This window comes from Brooklawnia sp. (assembly GCF_049651565.1).
Taxonomy (GTDB): Bacteria; Actinomycetota; Actinomycetes; order Propionibacteriales; family Propionibacteriaceae; genus Brooklawnia.
Window position 1 is genome coordinate 1 of record NZ_JBASCI010000078.1, and the last position, 16,746, is coordinate 16,746.

General features: G+C 69.3%; 16 protein-coding genes. 8 read left to right on the plus strand and 8 right to left on the minus strand.

All coding sequences use genetic code 11. The features are described from left to right. Positions 1-65 precede the first annotated feature (65 nt). From WBL05_RS03720 to WBL05_RS03735, 4 genes are all read left to right on the plus strand, one after another. Positions 66-1,823, plus strand: coding sequence for a DEAD/DEAH box helicase (locus WBL05_RS03720; protein ID WP_424223814.1), 1,758 nt, complete (start codon positions 66-68; stop codon positions 1,821-1,823). A gap of 228 nt (positions 1,824-2,051) precedes the next feature. Continuing rightward, positions 2,052-2,990, plus strand: coding sequence for a hypothetical protein (locus WBL05_RS03725; RefSeq protein WP_424223815.1), 939 nt, complete (start codon positions 2,052-2,054; stop codon positions 2,988-2,990). Further along, complete coding sequence (locus WBL05_RS03730; protein WP_424223817.1) at positions 2,987-3,511, plus strand: phage holin family protein; 525 nt, start codon at positions 2,987-2,989, stop codon at positions 3,509-3,511. The genes WBL05_RS03725 and WBL05_RS03730 overlap by 4 nt, the downstream gene beginning before the upstream one ends. Beyond that, positions 3,508-4,119, plus strand: coding sequence for a DUF3618 domain-containing protein (locus WBL05_RS03735; protein WP_424223819.1), 612 nt, complete (start codon positions 3,508-3,510; stop codon positions 4,117-4,119). Before WBL05_RS03730 ends, WBL05_RS03735 begins: the two co-directional genes overlap by 4 nt. 60 nt (positions 4,120-4,179) lie before the next feature. Here WBL05_RS03735 and WBL05_RS03740 read toward each other — a convergent pair whose 3' ends face one another. Continuing rightward, entirely contained in the window at positions 4,180-5,322 is a 1,143-nt protein-coding gene (locus WBL05_RS03740) for a sensor histidine kinase (protein WP_424223821.1), read from the minus strand. Continuing rightward, on the minus strand, positions 5,319-6,038 hold the full coding sequence (locus WBL05_RS03745) for a response regulator transcription factor (RefSeq protein ID WP_424223823.1): 720 nt from the start codon (positions 6,036-6,038) through the stop codon (positions 5,319-5,321). Before WBL05_RS03745 ends, WBL05_RS03740 begins: the two co-directional genes overlap by 4 nt. Before the next feature lie 158 nt (positions 6,039-6,196). Between WBL05_RS03745 and WBL05_RS03750 the strand changes: the two genes are divergently transcribed. Together WBL05_RS03750 and WBL05_RS03755 are read left to right on the plus strand one after the other, a co-directional pair. Next, complete coding sequence (locus WBL05_RS03750; RefSeq protein WP_424223825.1) at positions 6,197-6,928, plus strand: DUF2202 domain-containing protein; 732 nt, start codon at positions 6,197-6,199, stop codon at positions 6,926-6,928. 288 nt (positions 6,929-7,216) lie between these two features. After that, positions 7,217-8,626, plus strand: coding sequence for an alanine/glycine:cation symporter family protein (locus tag WBL05_RS03755; protein ID WP_424223827.1), 1,410 nt, complete (start codon positions 7,217-7,219; stop codon positions 8,624-8,626). Between the two features lie 155 nt (positions 8,627-8,781). On the opposite strand, the gene WBL05_RS03760 is transcribed toward WBL05_RS03755, so the two are convergent. Beyond that, positions 8,782-10,221, minus strand: coding sequence for a tryptophanase (locus WBL05_RS03760; protein WP_424223828.1), 1,440 nt, complete (start codon positions 10,219-10,221; stop codon positions 8,782-8,784). A gap of 132 nt (positions 10,222-10,353) precedes the next feature. Here WBL05_RS03760 and WBL05_RS03765 point away from each other — a divergent pair, with 132 nt between their 5' ends. Then, complete coding sequence (locus WBL05_RS03765; RefSeq protein WP_424223830.1) at positions 10,354-12,018, plus strand: DUF885 domain-containing protein; 1,665 nt, start codon at positions 10,354-10,356, stop codon at positions 12,016-12,018. Positions 12,019-12,034: 16 nt separating this feature from the next. Here WBL05_RS03765 and WBL05_RS03770 read toward each other — a convergent pair whose 3' ends face one another. Both WBL05_RS03770 and WBL05_RS03775 read right to left on the minus strand, forming a co-directional pair. Next, positions 12,035-13,072, minus strand: a complete 1,038-nt coding sequence (locus tag WBL05_RS03770) for a hypothetical protein (RefSeq protein WP_424223831.1) — start codon at positions 13,070-13,072, stop codon at positions 12,035-12,037. Next, positions 13,069-13,716, minus strand: coding sequence for a hypothetical protein (locus WBL05_RS03775; protein ID WP_424223833.1), 648 nt, complete (start codon positions 13,714-13,716; stop codon positions 13,069-13,071). The genes WBL05_RS03770 and WBL05_RS03775 overlap by 4 nt, the downstream gene beginning before the upstream one ends. Positions 13,717-13,766: 50 nt before the next feature. Between WBL05_RS03775 and WBL05_RS03780 the strand changes: the two genes are divergently transcribed. Continuing rightward, entirely contained in the window at positions 13,767-14,570 is an 804-nt protein-coding gene (locus tag WBL05_RS03780) for a deoxyribonuclease IV (protein ID WP_424223835.1), read from the plus strand. 16 nt (positions 14,571-14,586) lie between these two features. On the opposite strand, the gene lipA is transcribed toward WBL05_RS03780, so the two are convergent. From lipA to WBL05_RS03795, 3 genes are all read right to left on the minus strand, one after another. Next, on the minus strand, positions 14,587-15,492 hold the full coding sequence (gene lipA / locus WBL05_RS03785; protein ID WP_424223836.1) for a lipoyl synthase: 906 nt from the start codon (positions 15,490-15,492) through the stop codon (positions 14,587-14,589). Positions 15,493-15,556: 64 nt separating this feature from the next. Further along, positions 15,557-16,252, minus strand: a complete 696-nt coding sequence (lipB, locus tag WBL05_RS03790; protein WP_424223837.1) for a lipoyl(octanoyl) transferase LipB — start codon at positions 16,250-16,252, stop codon at positions 15,557-15,559. After that, positions 16,249-16,746 (minus strand): cysteine hydrolase family protein (locus WBL05_RS03795; protein WP_424223839.1); only part of this gene is annotated, 498 nt, incomplete at its 5' end. The genes WBL05_RS03795 and lipB, both read right to left, overlap by 4 nt.

Consider the following 16,746-nt stretch of genomic DNA (forward strand, 5'->3'; position numbering starts at 1 on the left):
GGGCTAGGGTCGCTCCCCGTGCCTTCCCCGGTTCCCGTCGTCGCTGCCACGGGTGGGGTGCCGGAATGAGCCAGGCGGCCTTCGACCGGATCTCCCCCGCATTTCCGCAGCGGGCGCCGTGGGGCACCTCGGCCCGGCTGCGGGCCTGGCAGACCGAGGCCCTGGCGATGTACCGCCAGCGGGCCGCCCGGGACTTCCTGGCCGTCGCCACCCCCGGCGCCGGCAAGACCACCTTCGCGCTGCGGGTCGCCGCCGAGTTGCTCAACGACCGGGTGGTTCGACGGGTCATCGTGGTGGTGCCGACCGAGCACCTCAAGACGCAGTGGGCGGACGCCGCCGCCAAGGTGGGTATCCAGCTCGACCCCGGCGGCACCGGCAACCGGCGGGGCAGGTCACGGGAGTACGACGGGTTGGCGGTCACCTACGCCGGTGTCGCGGTCCGGTCGTGGCACTACCAGGCCATCACCGCCGATGTGCCGACCCTGGTCATCTTCGACGAGATCCACCACGCCGGTGACTCCCGGAGCTGGGGCGAGGCGATCCTGGACGCCTTCCACCTGGCCACCCGCAGGCTTGCCCTCACCGGGACGCCGTTTCGCAGCGACGAGCAGCCCATTCCGTTCGTCAGCTACGAACAGTTGCTCGACGGCTCGATGGTGAGTCGATCCGACTTCGTCTACGGGTACGCCGACGCGTTGCGCGATCACGTGGTGCGTCCGGTGGTGTTCATGAACTACGGCGGACCGATGCGGTGGCGCACCAGCTCCGGTGACGAGGTGGCGGCCAGCCTGGGCGAACTGCTCACCAAGGACCTCACCGCACAGGCCTGGCGCACCGCGCTGGACCCCAAGGGAGAATGGATCGGCGCGGTGCTGCGGGCCGCCGACCGCCGGTTGACCGAGGTGCGCCGGCACATCCCGGACGCCGGCGGACTGGTGATCGCGTCCAGTCAGACCGCGGCGCGCGCCTACGCCCGGGTGCTGGCCGAGGTGAGCGGCGAACGTCCCGCCGTGGTGCTGTCGGACGACGCGACGGCCAGCGGCCGGATCGAGACCTTCGCCGGCGACGACTCGCGCTGGATGGTGGCGGTCCGGATGGTCTCCGAGGGCGTCGACGTCCCTCGGCTGGCGGTCGGGGTGTACGCGACCAGCACCTCCACCCCGCTGTTCTTCGCCCAGGCGGTGGGACGCTTCGTCCGCGCCCGGCGTCGCGGCGAACTGGCGACCGTCTTCCTGCCCACGGTGCCGATCCTGCTGGCGCACGCGTCCAGCCTCGAACGGCAGCGCGACCACGTGCTCGGGCGTCCGAAGAAGGACGAGTCGGTCGACATCTGGGCCGAGACGGACGCCCTGCTGGAGCAGGCGAACCGTACCGAACGGGCCTCGGACGACCTGCTCGGGCAGTTCGAGGCGGTCTCGTCGGAGGCCACCTTCGACCACGTGTTGTTCGACTCCCAGGCGTACGGCATGCACGCCGCCCCCACCAGTGCCGACGAGGCCGACTACCTCGGCCTGCCGGGCCTGCTCGAGCCCGACCAGGTGTCCCGGCTGCTGGCCGAACGACAGCGTCGGCAGGTCCGCCGGCACGAGCAGGTCGCCCGCAGCGAGAAGGTGCCGCCCGAGGAGGCCCTGCACCGGAGGCTGGCTGCCCAGCGCAAGGAGCTGAACTCGCTGGTCGCGCAGTACGCGCGGTTGCAGGGCTCCCCGCACAGCCACGTCCATGCCGCGCTGCGGCGCGAGTGTGGCGGGCCGGCGCTGGCCCAGTGCACCAGCGACCAGCTCGACAAGCGCACACGGACGATCAGGAAGTGGCTGGGTCATTGACCAATCGCACATAAAACCCACAATTGACCGATTTATTCGTCGCATTCGCTGTGGGCAGAATAAATCTGTCCGGCATTAGGCCAGTAGACCGCATCCCACCGGATTATGCGGCTCTGACCAGCAGCGACGCAATTTCCACCCTTTTGGGGGGGCTGTTCGGCCATAACTGCCACCTACTCTGGAAAATGACGCGTCCGAGTGACGCGACGCAGTCGGAACGGAGGAGAAATGGAATATCCCACCCAGACCCCCGAGTACGACTCAGGGGATCAGCCGGGTCAGCGGCACGCCGCCGACCGGACCACCGCAGACGCCGCCCAGGACCGGGCGAAGGGGGTTGCGGAGCACGCCCGCCAAGAGGCCGGAAACGTCACCGAAACCGCAAAACAGGCCGGCCAGAGCGTGGCCGAGACGGCCAAGCGGCAGACCAGCGAGGTCATGTCGCAGGCCCGCAGTCAGGGCCGCATGCTGATGGACGAAGGAACCCGAGAGCTCCGCACCCAGGCGGGACACGGTCAGCAGCGGCTCGCCGAGGTGGTGCGCTCCCTGAGCGGCGAGCTGGACGAACTGTTGCAGGGCAACCAGCAGTCCGGGCCGGTCACCGAGCTGGCCGAGAACGCCCGGTCGGCCGGGCACCGGGCCGCCGACTGGCTGGAGCGGAACAGTCCGGACGATGTGCTCGACTCGGTGCGCCGCTACGCCGCCCGCAACCCGTGGACGTTCATGGCGATCTGCGCCGGGGTCGGCTTCGTCGGCGCGCGGTTGGCGCGCGGCATGCAGGCTGCCAAGTCGGACGACCGGGACCGCTTTGACGAGCAGCGCTACTACTCCGGCGGCTACCAGCCGGGCGGCAGCTATCGCGGCGCCACCGAGGAGTACCCGCCGCGGCCGTACGGCCAGAACCAGACGACCTATGGACAGGGGCAGGCGCCGAGCGGGCAGGCACCCACCACCTACGGCCAGGCCGGCAACCTGGAACCGACGCCGATGCCGGGCGACACCTACGAGCGGGTCACCTCCGGTGAGGGCGTGCTCGGCGACCCGGACGCACCGGGCGAGGCCGTCGGCACCGCGGAGACCGAAGCGCCGGCCCCGCAGTGGCCGGGCTATGACACCTCGGGGACGCTTGAAGGCGAGCGGGCGCCTTGGGAGAACGATCGGCGATGACCCAGGACCAGAACTACCCGATGAACCCGGGCCCGGTGCCGCCACCCGAGGGTGCGCACCTGTCGGCGGGGGCCGACCTGCCGGATGAGGGCGACCGCAGCTACGCCCGTTACCGCGCGGAGGACCGCTCGATCGGCGAGATCGTGTCGGACGTGATGGACAACGCGTCCACCCTGATCCGGCAGGAGGTCGCGCTGGCCAGGGCCGAACTCAGGCAGTCGGCGACCCGTGCCGGTACCGGCGTCGGGCTGATCGTCGGCGCCGTGGTCTTCGCGCTGCTCGCGCTGGTGGCGTTGACCCTGGCCCTGTGGTGGTGGATCGCCGTGGCGCTGGGGTCCCCGTCCGACCCCATGCTGGGCTGGAGCGGCGTGATCGTCATGGTGCTGTGGGCCATCGTGGCCGCGATCCTGTTCGTCGCGGGCAGGGGTTCGCTGAAGAAGATGCAGGGTCTGCCGCAGACCACCGAAACCGTGCAGAAGATACCGAACGCCGCGATGGGCAATGAGGAGAAGAACCGATGACTGACAACCCGGACGAGATCCGTCGTGACATCGAGCGCACCCGCGCCGAGTTGAGCGAGAACGTCAACGCGTTGGGCGACAGCGCCAAGCCGAGCAACATCGCCCGCGGCCAGGTGGACGCCGTCAAGGAGAAGGCCCAGGACCTCAAGAGCCGGGTCTTCGGATCGGACGACGATCCCTACGACCAGGGCGCCGTCGGCGAGGCCCGGCAGGCGGTCAGCGAGGCACCCCGCCAGGTGCAGCGCAAGGCCCAGGGCAACCCGCTGGCAGCCGGCCTGATCGCCCTGGGCGTCGGGGCGCTGATCGGCGGGCTGTTCCCGTCGTCCCGGCCCGAGAAGGAGATGGCCCGCAAGGTCGAGGACCGGGCCCAGCCGCTGGTCGAGGAGGCCAAGTCGATGGCGGCCGAGGCCAGGGAACACCTGCAACCGGCCGCCCAGGAGGCGCTCGAGTCGGTCAAGCAGACCGCCGGCGAGGCCACCGAGCAGGTGAAGTCCGAGGCCCAGGGCGCCAAGGACGAGGTCGTCGGCGAGGCGAAGTCGTCAGCGCAGTCGGTGCAGTCCGACGCGAAGGGCGCCGCCGAGCAGACCAGGTCAGACCTGCAGAGCTGACGATTCAACCCACCCACAGGCGCGCCCGATCGTCCAGCGGTCGGGCGCGTTGCTGTGCGATCACCGCGGCGCCAATGGCAGCCGGACGGTGAAGGTGGCGCCCTGACCGGGGCCGCCCGATTCGGCGGTGATCGTTCCGCCGTGCCCTGCCACCAGGTGCTTCGAGATCGTCAGGCCGATCCCGGAGCCGGCCTCGCGACCGGGTGATCGACGACCCGGCACACGGTAGAAGCGTTCGAAGATCCGCTCCAGCTCGTCGGACGCCAGCCCTTCCCCGTTGTCGCTGACCTGGATCACGGCCTGCTCGCCGTCCCGGTGACAGTCGACCTCGATCCGGCCGCCGCCAGGTGTGGCCCGGATGGCGTTGCCGACCAGGTTGGTCACCACCTGGGCGATCCGGTCGGCGTCCACCTGTGCTCGAAGACCGGCCGTCGTCTGGCAGGACAACTCGATTCCGGCGTCCTCGGTCTGGGGGCGCAGTCTCTCCACCGCCCCGGTGACCACCTCGCCGATGTCGGTTGGGCTGAGGTCGAGGACGATTCGTCCCTCCTCGGCTCGCGACAGCGCGCTCAGGTCGGCCGCCAACCGGTGCAGCCGCCGTGACTCGGCGGCGATCAGTGCGAGGTTCTCTGGCGTGGCGGGCCGCACTCCGTCCATCATCGCCTCGAGCTGGCCGTCGATCACGGTCAGGGGGGTGCGCATCTCGTGGCTGACCTCGCCGAGCATGCGCACCCGGCGGGCCTCGGTCTCGGACAGTCGCTCGGCCATGGTGCCGACGTCGTCCACCAGTTGCCTGAGCTCCAGGGTGTCGGGACGAGGCAGCTCGGCACCGTAGTCACCCTCAACCACCCGCCTGGTTGCTGAACGGACCGCGTTGACCGGCTTCAGCACCCGGCGAGCCGCGAGCACCCCGAGCAGGACGGCGGCCAGTACTCCGGCCACCACTCCCCACAGCAAGGCAGTCTGCAGTGCAGACACCACCTCCGGGCGCAGCGGGCCGAGACCACTGCCGTCACCGCGACCCCGCCCGGTCCCGTGGCCCGGCATTTGGCCCTCGCCCGAGCCCATGGTGTCGAACAGCCTGGGAGCAAGCAGGAATACCAGCGCAGCGGTGGTGAGCAGCGAGACCACCCCGACCAGCACGTGCGAACCGACCAACTGGACGTCGAGTCGGCGCAGCGGGGCCCGGTCGGCGCGAGTCATGACGGGATCCGGGCGGGCAGGAACTTGTATCCGACACCGCGCACAGTCGCTATGTAGCGGGGGTTCAGCGGGTCATCGCCGAGCGCCTTCCGCATGGTCCGGATATGCACGTCGACCACGCGCTCATCGCCGTAGAAGTCGTAGCCCCAGATCTTCTCGAGCAGCTGGACGCGGGACAGCACCCGACCCGGGTTGGCGGCCAGAGCGGCGAGCAGGTCGAAATCCAGCGTCGTCAGTTCGACCAACGTGCCAGCCTGCCACACCTCGCGGGCGGCCAGGTCGATCCGCAGGTCACCGACCACGATCGCGTCGGCGTCCTCTGGTCTGGCGTCGGAATCCATCCGACGGAAGGCGGCCTTCACCCGGGCGACCACTTCCCGGACACTGAACGGCTTGGTGATGTAGTCGTCGGCACCCACCGTCAAGCCCACCAGCTTGTCGGTTTCTTCGGCGCGCGCGGTGACCAGGATCACGTAGACCTGCGATGAGCGCCGCAACTGGCTGAGCATCTGCAGGCCATCGAGATCGGGTAACCCGATGTCGAGCAGCACCAGGTCGACCGGCGTCGTGGCAGGGCCGTCGAGCAGTCCCAGCTCCTGCAGGGCGGACGTGCCGGAGTCCGCCTCAAGTACCTGGTAGCCCTCGGCCACCAGGTACTCCCGCAGCAGATCCCGGATGTTCGGCTCGTCATCAACGACCAGTACGGTTCTAGCCACACCCCCATTGTGGTGGCCCGGGAAGACCGGCCGGGCAGCCCTGGTGATTCGCGACCAGGCTTCACGAAGGCTTCACAATTCCTCTCGCACCCGCTTTACAAGCCCGGAATGTACTTATGGCATCGGCTGGTACCCCAGCCCGAAGGGAAGGAAGAACAATGAAGACATCAACCCGAATCGCCGGCCTCGCGGTCGCGGGTGTCGCGGCGTTCAGCCTGGCCGCGCTGCCTATGGCGGTGGCCGAGGACGGCGAACTCAGCGACGCCGAAGTCGCCGAACTCGTCTACACCCGCGAGGAGGAGCGGCTGGCCCGTGACCTGTACCAGGCATTCTCCGACCAGTACGACGGGGCCCGGCCGTTCTCGCGCATCACCAACGCCGAGCAGCGACATTTCGACGCCGTCGGCAACGTGCTCACCCAGTACGGCATCGACGACCCGTCGGCCGGGGCGGCAGTGGGCAGCTTCTCGGACGCCACACTGCAGGAGCTGTACGACCAGTGGTACGCGCAGGGCATGCAGTCGCTCCAGGACGCCTACCAGGTCGGCATCGACCTGGAGACCCGGGACATCGCAGACCTGGAGGACGCGATCGCCCAGAGTGAGACCGATGCGGTGCGCACCGTGCTGGAGAACCTGCAGAACGGTTCAGAGCACCACCTGATCGCCTATGAGCGGGCCGCCAGCGGCCAGCTGGGCGGCGGGCAACACGGCCCGAACGGCCAAGGGCAAGCGAACCAGGGCAACGGCCAGGGTCAGATGAACCGGCAGCAGAATTGTGACGGCAGCTGCGACGGCACCGGCGGTCAGGGCGCACAGCGGGGCGCGCAGCAGGGCCCGAGGGACGGCACCGGCGCACGCGGCACTGGTGAATGCCCCAACCTCGCCTGATTCCCGGCGAATCGCCTGCAGGTAGCCATCGACGGTTCCGGTTGCGGGCCGGGCCACCCAGCCCCCGCCACACTGCGGAAGATCGCGCAGCATAGTCGCTCACCGAACCTCCGCAGTGTGCGCTCGGGCTGCGGCTCGGTCGGCCACTCCCAAGGTTCCGGATTGCGGTCAGCCCGGCTCGGGGAACCCATCCGTGGTGGAATAGCCGCCGAGTCGGCTGACGGCTGACCGCCGGGTCGCGGGGGGTCGCCAGTGGGCGGCCCGTACAGTCCCGGCCAGGAGAAGCGCATGCTCGAAATCCTCAATGCCATCGACGGCATCATCTGGGGTCCGTTCGTCCTCATTCCATTACTGCTCGGCACCGGCATCTGGTTGACGGTCCGGCTGGGTGGCGTCCAGTTCACCAAGCTCGGCCCGGCGCTGAAGCTGGCGTTCGTGCGCCGCAGCGACGGGTCGCAGGAGCAGGGCGACGTCTCGCACTTCCACGCGCTGTCGACGGCGTTGGCCGCCACGGTCGGGGTCGGCAACATCGCCGGTGTGGCGACCGCCATCCACCTCGGCGGCCCGGGTGCGCTGTTCTGGATGTGGATCTCGGCGATCTTCGGGATGGCGGCCAAGTACTCCGAGGCGTTCATGGGCGTCCGGTTCCGCACCACCGACGCCAAGGGCGAGATGAACGGAGGGCCGCAGCACTACCTGGCCAAGGCCATCCCGAACAAGTTCGGCCTTGGGTTGTCGATCTTCTTCGCAGTTGCCGCGTCGATCGCCGCGTTCGGGATCGGCAACATGACCCAGTCGAACTCGGTGGCTGCAGCGCTCAACACGACCTTCGGCGCGAACACCGCGGTGGTGGGCATCGTGCTGGCGCTGTTCACCGCGCTGGTGCTGATCGGTGGCATCAAGTCGATCAGCAAGGTCACCGCCCTGATGGTGCCGTTCATGATCCTGTTCTACCTGGCCGCCGGCTTCGTCGTCCTGGCCATCAACTGGCAAGGCATTCTGCCGGCGCTCGGGCTGGTTCTCACCGACGCGTTCACCGGAACGGCGGCCGTTGGCGGTTTCACTGGCGCCGCGGTTGCCCAGGCGATCCAGTTCGGCATCGCCCGCGGCATCTTCTCCAACGAGTCCGGCATGGGCTCGGCCGCGATCGTCGCCGCAGCAGCCAAGACCAAGCACCCGGTACGCCAAGGCCTGGTCTCGATGACCCAGACCTTCATCGACACGATCATCGTGGTCAGCATGACCGGCCTGGTCATCCTCACCACCGGGGTCTGGCGCAACGGCTCCACCGGGGCGGCGCTGACGGCTGAGGGTTTCGGCACCGGCCTGCCGGGCACCTGGGGTGGCGCCATCGTCTCGGTGGCGATCGTCTTCTTCGCCTACTCGACCATTCTTGGCTGGGCCTATTACGGCGAACGCAACATCGATCGGCTGCTCGGGTTGCGCGCGGTGATGCCCTACCGACTGGTGTTCAGCGCGGTGGTCTTCGTCGGCGCCACGGTGGAGCTGGACCTGGTCTGGACCTTCTCCGATATCGCCAACGGCCTGATGGCCCTGCCCAACCTGATCGGGGCTGCTCATCTGCTCGGGCCTGATCGCCCGCGAGACGAAGGCCTACCTGCGGGTGGACCCGACGCTGGAGCACGAGCCGCCGGTCTCGACGCTGCACGGCATCCAGGAGCTCGAGACGCCGGATGACTTCCCGGATCTCCCTGAGCGAAGCGCAGTCGCACCGAGGTAGCCACCCGCCAGATAGCCCGAGGTAGCCACCCGCCAGATACACGATGCGGAGGATCGCGCAGCGTAGTCGCCGCCCGATCCTCCGCGTTGTTGCGTGGCGTGGCGCCGTCAGATCACAGGCTGTCGCCGAAGTCCTCCCGGAACCTGGCGACCAGCTCGTTCGGCCAGTCGGTGACCGGCTCCAGGCGGCCGTAGAAGAACCGCAGGATCTCGGGTTCCTCGGCCCAGCGCATCCCACCGATCATCCGGCGGTTCTGGTAGAGCCAGTCGATCCGGTCGATCGCGTAGTTGACCTGCGACAGTGTGAACACCCGGCGCGGCATGGCCAGCCTGACCAGCTCCATGTCGGCCAGCGGCTCGACTCCTTCGGCGTCGCGAGCCTCCGACATGGTGCCGCGCTCCATGCCCCGAACTCCCGAGGCGATGAAGACCGCGGACGCCAGGGCCGCCGCCGGGTACTCCGGCTGCGGGATGTGGTCGAGGAAGCGCATCGCATCAAGGTGCGCACCCAGACCGCCGGCCGGCGTGATCACCGGGATCTCGCGCCGGTTCAACTCGTTGACCATGTACTCGATGAACTGCGGACCCTGGTTGATCATGTCCTCGTCCATGGTCTCCTCGAGGCCGATCGTGATCGCCTCCATCTCGCGCACCGACATGCCGCCGTAGGTGAGGAAGCCCTCGAACATGGGCACGAAGCCACGCATCCGCTTGTACAGCGCCTCGTCGCGGATGCAGATGCCGCCACCACGGCCGAAGCCCAGCTTGCGGGCCGAGAAGTAGATGACGTCCACCGCGTCGGCCATCGCCCGGGTGATCTCGCGGATGCTCATGTCGGCGCAGGCCGCCTCGCGGGTCTTGATGAAGTGCAGGTTGTCAGCCAGCAGGGACGCGTCCATCACCAGGATCAGGCCGTGCTCACGGCAGGCCTTCGACACCTCGAGCAGGTTGGCCAGCGAGAACGGCTGTCCGCCGATCAGGTTGGTGCCGGCCTCGACCCGCACCGAGCTGATCGAATCCGCCCCGTAGGTGGCGACCAGGTTGCGCAGCCGCGGCACGTCCAGATCGCCCTTGAACGGGTTGTCGCTGGTGACCTCGAGGCCCTCGGGCTTGATCAGCTCGATCACCTTGCCACCATGCGCGGTGATGTGCTGCTTGGTGGTGGTGAAGTGGTAGTTCATCGGCACCCAGTCGCCGGGACGCACCAGCACCTGCGCGAGAATGTTCTCCGCAGCCCGGCCCTGGTGGGCCGGCAAGAAGTACTTCATGCCGAAGATCTCGACCAGCTTGTTGTACAGCCGGGTGTAGGTGGACGACCCGGCGTAGGCGTCGTCGGCCTGGAACATGGCGGCCTGCTGGTCCTGACTCATGGCGTTGACCCCGGAGTCGGTCAGCATGTCGAGGAAGACGTCGGCGTTCTGTAGCAGGAATGTGTTGTGACCCGCCTGGTCGATCGCCTCCAGCCGCTGCTCGATCGGCAGCAGGGTCAGCTTCTGGATGATCCGCACCTTGTGCATCTCGAGCGGTAGCTGCTGGCCACGGTAGAACGTCACCTTCGACATTGAATTCTTCCTCCACGGGATTTCGGCAAGCGGCCTCATCCTTCCACGCGCGCATCCCCGCCAAGTTCCGGGGCCGCGCTGCGAGATCACCCGGCCGCGCCGGGCTGGGGCTACGCTGTCGCAATGGCACGCGTCCCAACCCCGATCGACCATCTGGCGGAACGTCACCTCGCCGCCACGCTTGAGCTCAGCCCGGTGGAGGCCACCATGCTCGGGGTCGACCTGAACCAGGACCGGTACGACGACTTCTCCCCCGAGGGACGCGCCGCCTTCACCTCCCTCGCCCGGCAAACCCTTGCTGAGGCTGACTCACTTGCACCGGCCGACCAGGTCGACCGGGTGACGCTGGCGGCGCTGCGCGAGCGGCTGGGGCTGCAGGTGGAAGCCGCTGAGGCCCGGGCCGACCTGCTGTCGGTCAACGGCGTCGCCAGCAACCTGCACGACATCCGTGAGGTCTACGACCAGATGCCGCGGGACAGCGACGACGACTGGGCGACGATTGCCCGGCGGCTCCGGGCGATACCGGACGCGCTCGAAGGCTGGTGGGCGTCCCAGCTCGCATCGGTCTCCGCCGGCATCCCGCCGGCCCGCCGGCAGGCCGAACTGCTCGCCGAGCAATGCCGCAGCTGGGCGGGCCAGGACGGCTACTTCACCGCCCTCGGGGCGGCGGCCGGTAAGCGGCCGGACGCGTTGGCGAACGACCTGGCGTCCGGGCTGGCGGTCGCCCGGCAGGCCTACGCGGCGGTGGCCGACCGGATCGAAGGGGAACTGCTGCCGCGCTGCACCGAGGTGGACGCGGTGGGACGCGAGCGCTACCAGTTGGCGTCCCGGTTCTTCCTCGGCACCCGCATCGACATCGACCAGACCTACCAGTGGGGGCTCGCCGAGGTTGCCGAGGTGCAGCGCCGCTACCTGGCCACCGCCCAGCAGGTCGTCCCGGGCGGGACGATCCAGCAGGCGCAGGACGCCCTCGACCGTGACCCCCGCTACCAGCTGCGCGGCACCGAAGCGCTGCTCGAGTGGATGCAGGCCCGGGCCGATGAGGCAGTGGCCGAACTTCTGGCACGCGGCCACTTCAATATCCCGGAGCCGTTGCGACGCATCGAGTGCCGGATTGCCGACACCCACGACGGCGGGGTCTACTACACCCCACCCAGCGACGACCTGTCCCGGCCAGGCCGGATGTACTGGTCGGTGCCCGTCGGCGAGGACAAGTTCACCACCTGGCGAGAGCTGACCACGGTCTATCACGAGGGTGCGCCCGGCCACCACCTGCAGCACGCGCTGGCGCTGGCCAACCGCGACCTGAACGGCTGGCGCCGCAACGGGCTGTGGGTGTCCGGCCACGGCGAGGGCTGGGCGCTGTATGCCGAACGGCTGATGGCCGAGCTCGGCTTCCTGACCGACCCGGGAGCCCTGATGGGCCTGCTGGACGCGCAGTCGCTGCGGGCGGTGCGGGTGGTGCTCGACCTGGGAATTCACTGCGGACTGCCCGCCCCGGAGTCGGTGGGCGGCGGCGAATGGACGTTCGACAAGGCCTGGCAGTACTTCAACGCGCACACCTCGAGGCCGCCGGGCAATGCCCGGTTCGAGGTGCTGCGCTACCACGGCTGGCCAGGCCAGGCGCCGAGCTACCGGCTGGGCGAGCGGTACTGGCTCGACCTGCGCGCCGAGGCGCAGGCCAGCCAAGGGTCGGCGTTCGACCTGGCCCAGTTCCACTCGGCGACCCTGTCGCTGGGGACGCTGGGCCTGGACGTGCTGGGGGACGCCGTCCGCGGCACCCTCTGACCCGCTGCGCGGCGTCCTACTCCACGTCAGGTTGGCCGAGCCGGGGGACGTCCGGCCGGTCGGCGAAGTTGTCGGTGGCCAGGCCGGCGTCCACCAGCACCTCGAGGATGTAGTCGGCGGTCAGTTGCCGGGGCTGGCGGCCGTCCGGCAGCAGCGGTTCGGACGCGAAGTAGCCGCCCGGGCCGGTGTGCCGCAGATCACCCAGACTGACCAGCTTGAGTCGGCCGTCCCGCTTGGCCCGGTTCCATTCGGAATTGGGGAAGATCGGCCAACGCCGCATCGACAGCACCGCGCCGACGTTGGGCAGCTTGTCGGTGTCGCCGCGCAGGTGCCAGATGTCCTGCACCCGGTCGAGCCCCGGGTCGGAGCTGAGGATGCCGGCCATCGACAGGATCCGCACCGGCATGCCCAGCGCTGCCAGGTAGTAGGCGGCGCCGGCAGCGATCTGGGCGCCACCGCTCCAGCCGAGCAGCGTCACCGGTTTGCGGTTGGCGGGCTGGTAGCCGCTCCTGATCAGCGCGGCAGCGATCTGCTGGGCGATCGCCAGGTTGAACACCGGGCCATAGCGCTGGTCGGCGCTGACGAAGATCTGGAAGGCGTTGCGCAGATTGATCAGGAACGCCAGCCAGCGCATCGGGTGCCGCTCGAACTTCCACTGCGCCAGCTTGCGCCACAACCGGCTGAGCAGGCGTCCCTGGGTCAGCGCGGTGTTGGCCACCGAGTACGGGTAGATCCGCCAGACCATCATGGTGCCGCCGATGCGTTCGGTCAGCCGCTGCACCATCGGGATCTCGACCACCGGCAACTGGTGCGGGCTGCTGATGCCGATCCCGGACAGGTAGACCAGGTAGTGGTCGGTCTCAGCGGGGAGCTCGTCGGGGACCTCCTCGTCCGGCTCGTCGTCGGCGTGCTGGAAGGCCTCCTCGACGGTGGGCCACTGGATGCCCTGCTCGCCCAGGTGCCCGCGGCGCCACCAGTTCACCGCCTCGGTGGGGGCGACCAGGCCGGCCACGATCAGGGCCAGCACGACCACGATGATGATCTGGGCGATCACGGGGTCCGCTCCATCGGTGAGGACGCCATCACGTCCCGCCAGGTGCGTCCTGCCGAACCGCTGACCAGCCGGAACAGCCGCTCGCGCAGGCGCAGCGGCGAGTGTTCAACCAGGGCGTCGATCGCCTCGGTGACCAGCCAGGCGGCAGCGGCCACCAGCAGCGCCGCTGGCCGGCCGGCGTCCAGCACCGGAGTCAGCATCACCCACAGCGCCAGCAGGTGCCAGACCTGCAGCAACCGAGCGATACCGGTGCCGGTGAACGGCAGCAGCACCAGGAACCCCAGCCACTGCGGCGCGAACGAGACGAGCACGGTCGGTAGCAGTTCCGAAACCCGGGGCGGCTCGTCCAGCAGGACGATGGCCACCGCCCACACCATCACCGCCTCAACGACGGCGATCAGCACCTGCCCGGCGCCGGAGGTGACCATGGTGAGCACGCCGCGCCGGCGTCCCACCCGGTTGATGGCCAACACCAGCGACTGGCCGACCAGCAACGACATGCCGGCCACCACCGCGATCCCGATCGGCACCGACCAGCCGAACCGGTCGGCTCGTTCGAGGGCCTGCGGGCTGAGACGCAACACGTCACCGGCGGTGGCGACCAGCGCCGCCAGGTACTCACCGAGCATCTGCCACCAACCCACGCCTTCCAGTCTCCCATGGCGCGCCGCCACCGCTCGCCTAAGGTGGCCCCATGACCAGCCAACCGCTCGAACTGGGGGCCCACGTCGACCAGTCCGATCCCGTTGCCGCCGCGCAGGCCCGCGACGCCCAGATCGTCCAGCACTTCATCGGCGACCCGCAGGCCTGGAAGGGCCAGAAGCTGGACTACCCGAGCGGGCCCGCCGCGCTGAAGGAGGCTGCCGAGCAGGCCGGCATCGGGCTGTACGTGCACGCCCCGTACGTGATCAACGTGGCCTCGACGAACAACCGCATCCGGATCCCCAGCCGCAAGCTGCTGCAGCAGCAGGTGACCGCCGCCGCCGAGATCGGGGCGCGTGGGCTCATCGTGCACGGCGGCCATGTCGGTGCCGGCGAGGACCCGCTGGTCGGGTACGAGAACTGGTACAAGGCGATCGGCGGGCTGCGGCTGGACTGCCCGATCCTCATCGAGAACACCGCCGGTGGCGCGAACGCGATGGCTCGCACGGTGGAGTCCATCGAGTTGCTGTGGCAGGCGGTCAGCGCCGCCTCCGGGGCCGAGCAGGTCGGCTTCTGCCTGGACACCTGCCACGCCCACGCTTCCGGTGAGGAACTGGACGGCCTGGTCGGCCGGATCCGGGCGATCACCGGACGCATCGACCTGGTGCACGCCAACGACTCCCGCGATCCGCAGGGTTCCGGGGCAGACCGGCACGCCCGCCTGGGCCGCGGTCAGGCCGACCCGGAGTTCATCATGCAGGTCATCACCGAGGCCGGCGCCCCGGTGATCATCGAGACCCACGGCAGCCTGGACGACCAGATCGCCGACCTGAACTGGATCCGCGCGCGGCTCTGAGGTCTGCCGACGGGGGTCAGGCGGGACGTCCGAGTGCTTGCAGCGCCTGCCGGTACAGCCGTCCGGCGCGGTAGGACGAGCGCACCAGCGGCCCGCTGAGCACGCCCTCGAAACCGATCTCGGAGGCCTCCTCCGCCAGCTCCTCGAACTCCTGCGGGGTGACCCAGCGTTCGATCGGGTGCAGCCGCACGTTCGGGCGCAGGTACTGGGTGATGGTGAGCAGGTGGGTGCCCGCGTCGCGCAGGTCGGTCATCGCCTGGCTGATCTCCTCCCGGGTCTCACCCATGCCCAGGATCAGGTTCGACTTGGTTACCAGGCCGGCGTCCCGCGACCGGGTCAGCACGTCGAGTGAACGCTGGTAGCTGAAGCCGGGCCGGATCGCCCGGAAGATCCGCGGCACGGTCTCGACGTTGTGGGCGAACACCTCGGGCCGGGTGTCGAGGACCTGGTCGATCAGTTCGGGCTTGCCGGAGAAGTCGGGGGCCAGCATCTCGACCCCGACACCGGGGTTGCGCAGATGGATCTGCCGGATCGTCTCGGCGTACAGCCAGGCGCCCTCGTCAGGAAGGTCGTCGCGGCAGACCCCGGTGACGGTGGCGTAGCGCAGCCCCATCTTCTGCACGCTGTGGGCGACCCGAACCGGCTCCTCAGTGTCGTACCCGGTCGGTTTGCCGGTCTCGATCTGGCAGAAGTCGCAGCGCCGGGTGCAGGCGTCCCCGCCGATCAGGAAGGTGGCCTCCCGGTCCTCCCAGCACTCGTAGATGTTGGGGCAGCCGGCCTCCTGGCACACGGTGTGCAGGCCTTCGGTGACCATGATGTCCTGCAGGTCGTTGTAGTTCGGACCGGTCACCGCCCGCGTCCTGATCCACGCGGGCTTGGCCTCGATCGGCGTTTGCGAGTTGCGCACCTCGAGGCGCAGCATCCGACGTCCTGTTGGCTGTGCTGTCACAACCGTAGCCTAGGCGGCTGTCCCCCGCGTCGGTAGGTCAATGGGCGTCGAATGGGACGAACCGGCCAAGCAGGTCTTCCAGGTGGGGTGCCACCGCCGAGGCGGTCTGGGCCACCGTGGGCGGGTCGGCCAGCTCCTCGGCCAGCGAGCTGATCCCGGCGTCCGCGATGCCACAAGGGACGATGCGTCCGAAGGCGGCTTGGTTGGGCAGCACGTTGAGCGCGAAGCCGTGCAGGGTTACCCCGTGTGAGTAGCGGATTCCGATGGCGACGAGTTTGCGTTCGGGACGCCCGGCGTCCGCAGGCAACCAGACCCCGGACCGGCCGGCCACCCGCTGGGCCGGCAGCCCGTAGCCGCGGATGGTGCGGATCAGGGCCTCCTCGAGCCGGCGGACGTAGTCGACGACGTAGACGCCCTTCGGCAGCCGGATGATTGGGTAGCCGACGAGTTGCCCGGGCCCGTGCCAGGTGATCTTGCCGCCCCGGTCGACGTCGATGACCGGCGTGCCGTCGATGGGACGCTCGTCGGGCAGGGTGCGGCGTCCGGCGGTGTAGACCGACTCGTGCTCGAGCAGCAGCACGGTGCCTCCGCGGCGGCCGGCCACCACCTCGGCATGGATCCGGCGCTGCAGGTCCCAGGCGCTGTTGTACTCGATTAGTCTGGGCGGATCCTCGTCCAGGCCCAGCCGGTTGAAGCTGAGCACCCCCTTCGGCGCGTCGACGGTGAGCGTCAAGGTGCCTCCCAGGTTGAGGCGGCCAGGTCGTCCTCGATCTGTTCCAGCGCGGCGCTCTCTGCCTCGGCGGCGGCGATGATCTCCAGGTCGTCCGGCTCGTCGGCACTGAACTCCACGTTGCCGGCCGCCATCAGGTCGCCGGTCACGTCGGGGGCGAGGTCGCGCCAGACGATCCGGTTGACGAACGCGACCACCTGGGCCGCGGACAGTCTGCAACCGTCGAACTCGACGTCGGCGGCGGCGTGGGCGTCCTCGACAACCGTGACGTCGAAGCCGCGCTGCAGCGCGCCAAGGTAGGTCTGCAGCACCGCCGCGTCAGAACCGAGCCCGGCGAGCCACAGGTGCCCGGCCTCGGCCAGGCCCAGCACGTCGGCCAGGTCGGTCTCGATGAAGCCGTCGTCCCAGGCGTGGTCGATCAGTACCTCACCGGGTTGGGACGCCAACCGGTCGCTGAGCTGCCAGTCGGCCTCGCCGGGCCGCAGGCCGGCGTCCAC

What these genes read in the sequence shown, in the direction of transcription:
- WBL05_RS03720 (WP_424223814.1), top strand. Translation starts at nt 66, where the DNA reads ATGAGCCAGGCGGCCTTCGACCGGATCTCCCCCGCATTTCCGCAGCGG.
- WBL05_RS03725 (WP_424223815.1), top strand. Translation starts at nt 2,052, where the DNA reads ATGGAATATCCCACCCAGACCCCCGAGTACGACTCAGGGGATCAGCCG.
- WBL05_RS03730 (WP_424223817.1), top strand. Translation starts at nt 2,987, where the DNA reads ATGACCCAGGACCAGAACTACCCGATGAACCCGGGCCCGGTGCCGCCA.
- WBL05_RS03735 (WP_424223819.1), top strand. Translation starts at nt 3,508, where the DNA reads ATGACTGACAACCCGGACGAGATCCGTCGTGACATCGAGCGCACCCGC.
- WBL05_RS03740 (WP_424223821.1), bottom strand. Translation starts at nt 5,322, where the DNA reads ATGACTCGCGCCGACCGGGCCCCGCTGCGCCGACTCGACGTCCAGTTG.
- WBL05_RS03750 (WP_424223825.1), top strand. Translation starts at nt 6,197, where the DNA reads ATGAAGACATCAACCCGAATCGCCGGCCTCGCGGTCGCGGGTGTCGCG.
- WBL05_RS03755 (WP_424223827.1), top strand. Translation starts at nt 7,217, where the DNA reads ATGCTCGAAATCCTCAATGCCATCGACGGCATCATCTGGGGTCCGTTC.
- WBL05_RS03765 (WP_424223830.1), top strand. Translation starts at nt 10,354, where the DNA reads ATGGCACGCGTCCCAACCCCGATCGACCATCTGGCGGAACGTCACCTC.
- WBL05_RS03780 (WP_424223835.1), top strand. Translation starts at nt 13,767, where the DNA reads ATGACCAGCCAACCGCTCGAACTGGGGGCCCACGTCGACCAGTCCGAT.
- lipA (WP_424223836.1), bottom strand. Translation starts at nt 15,492, where the DNA reads ATGCTGCGCCTCGAGGTGCGCAACTCGCAAACGCCGATCGAGGCCAAG.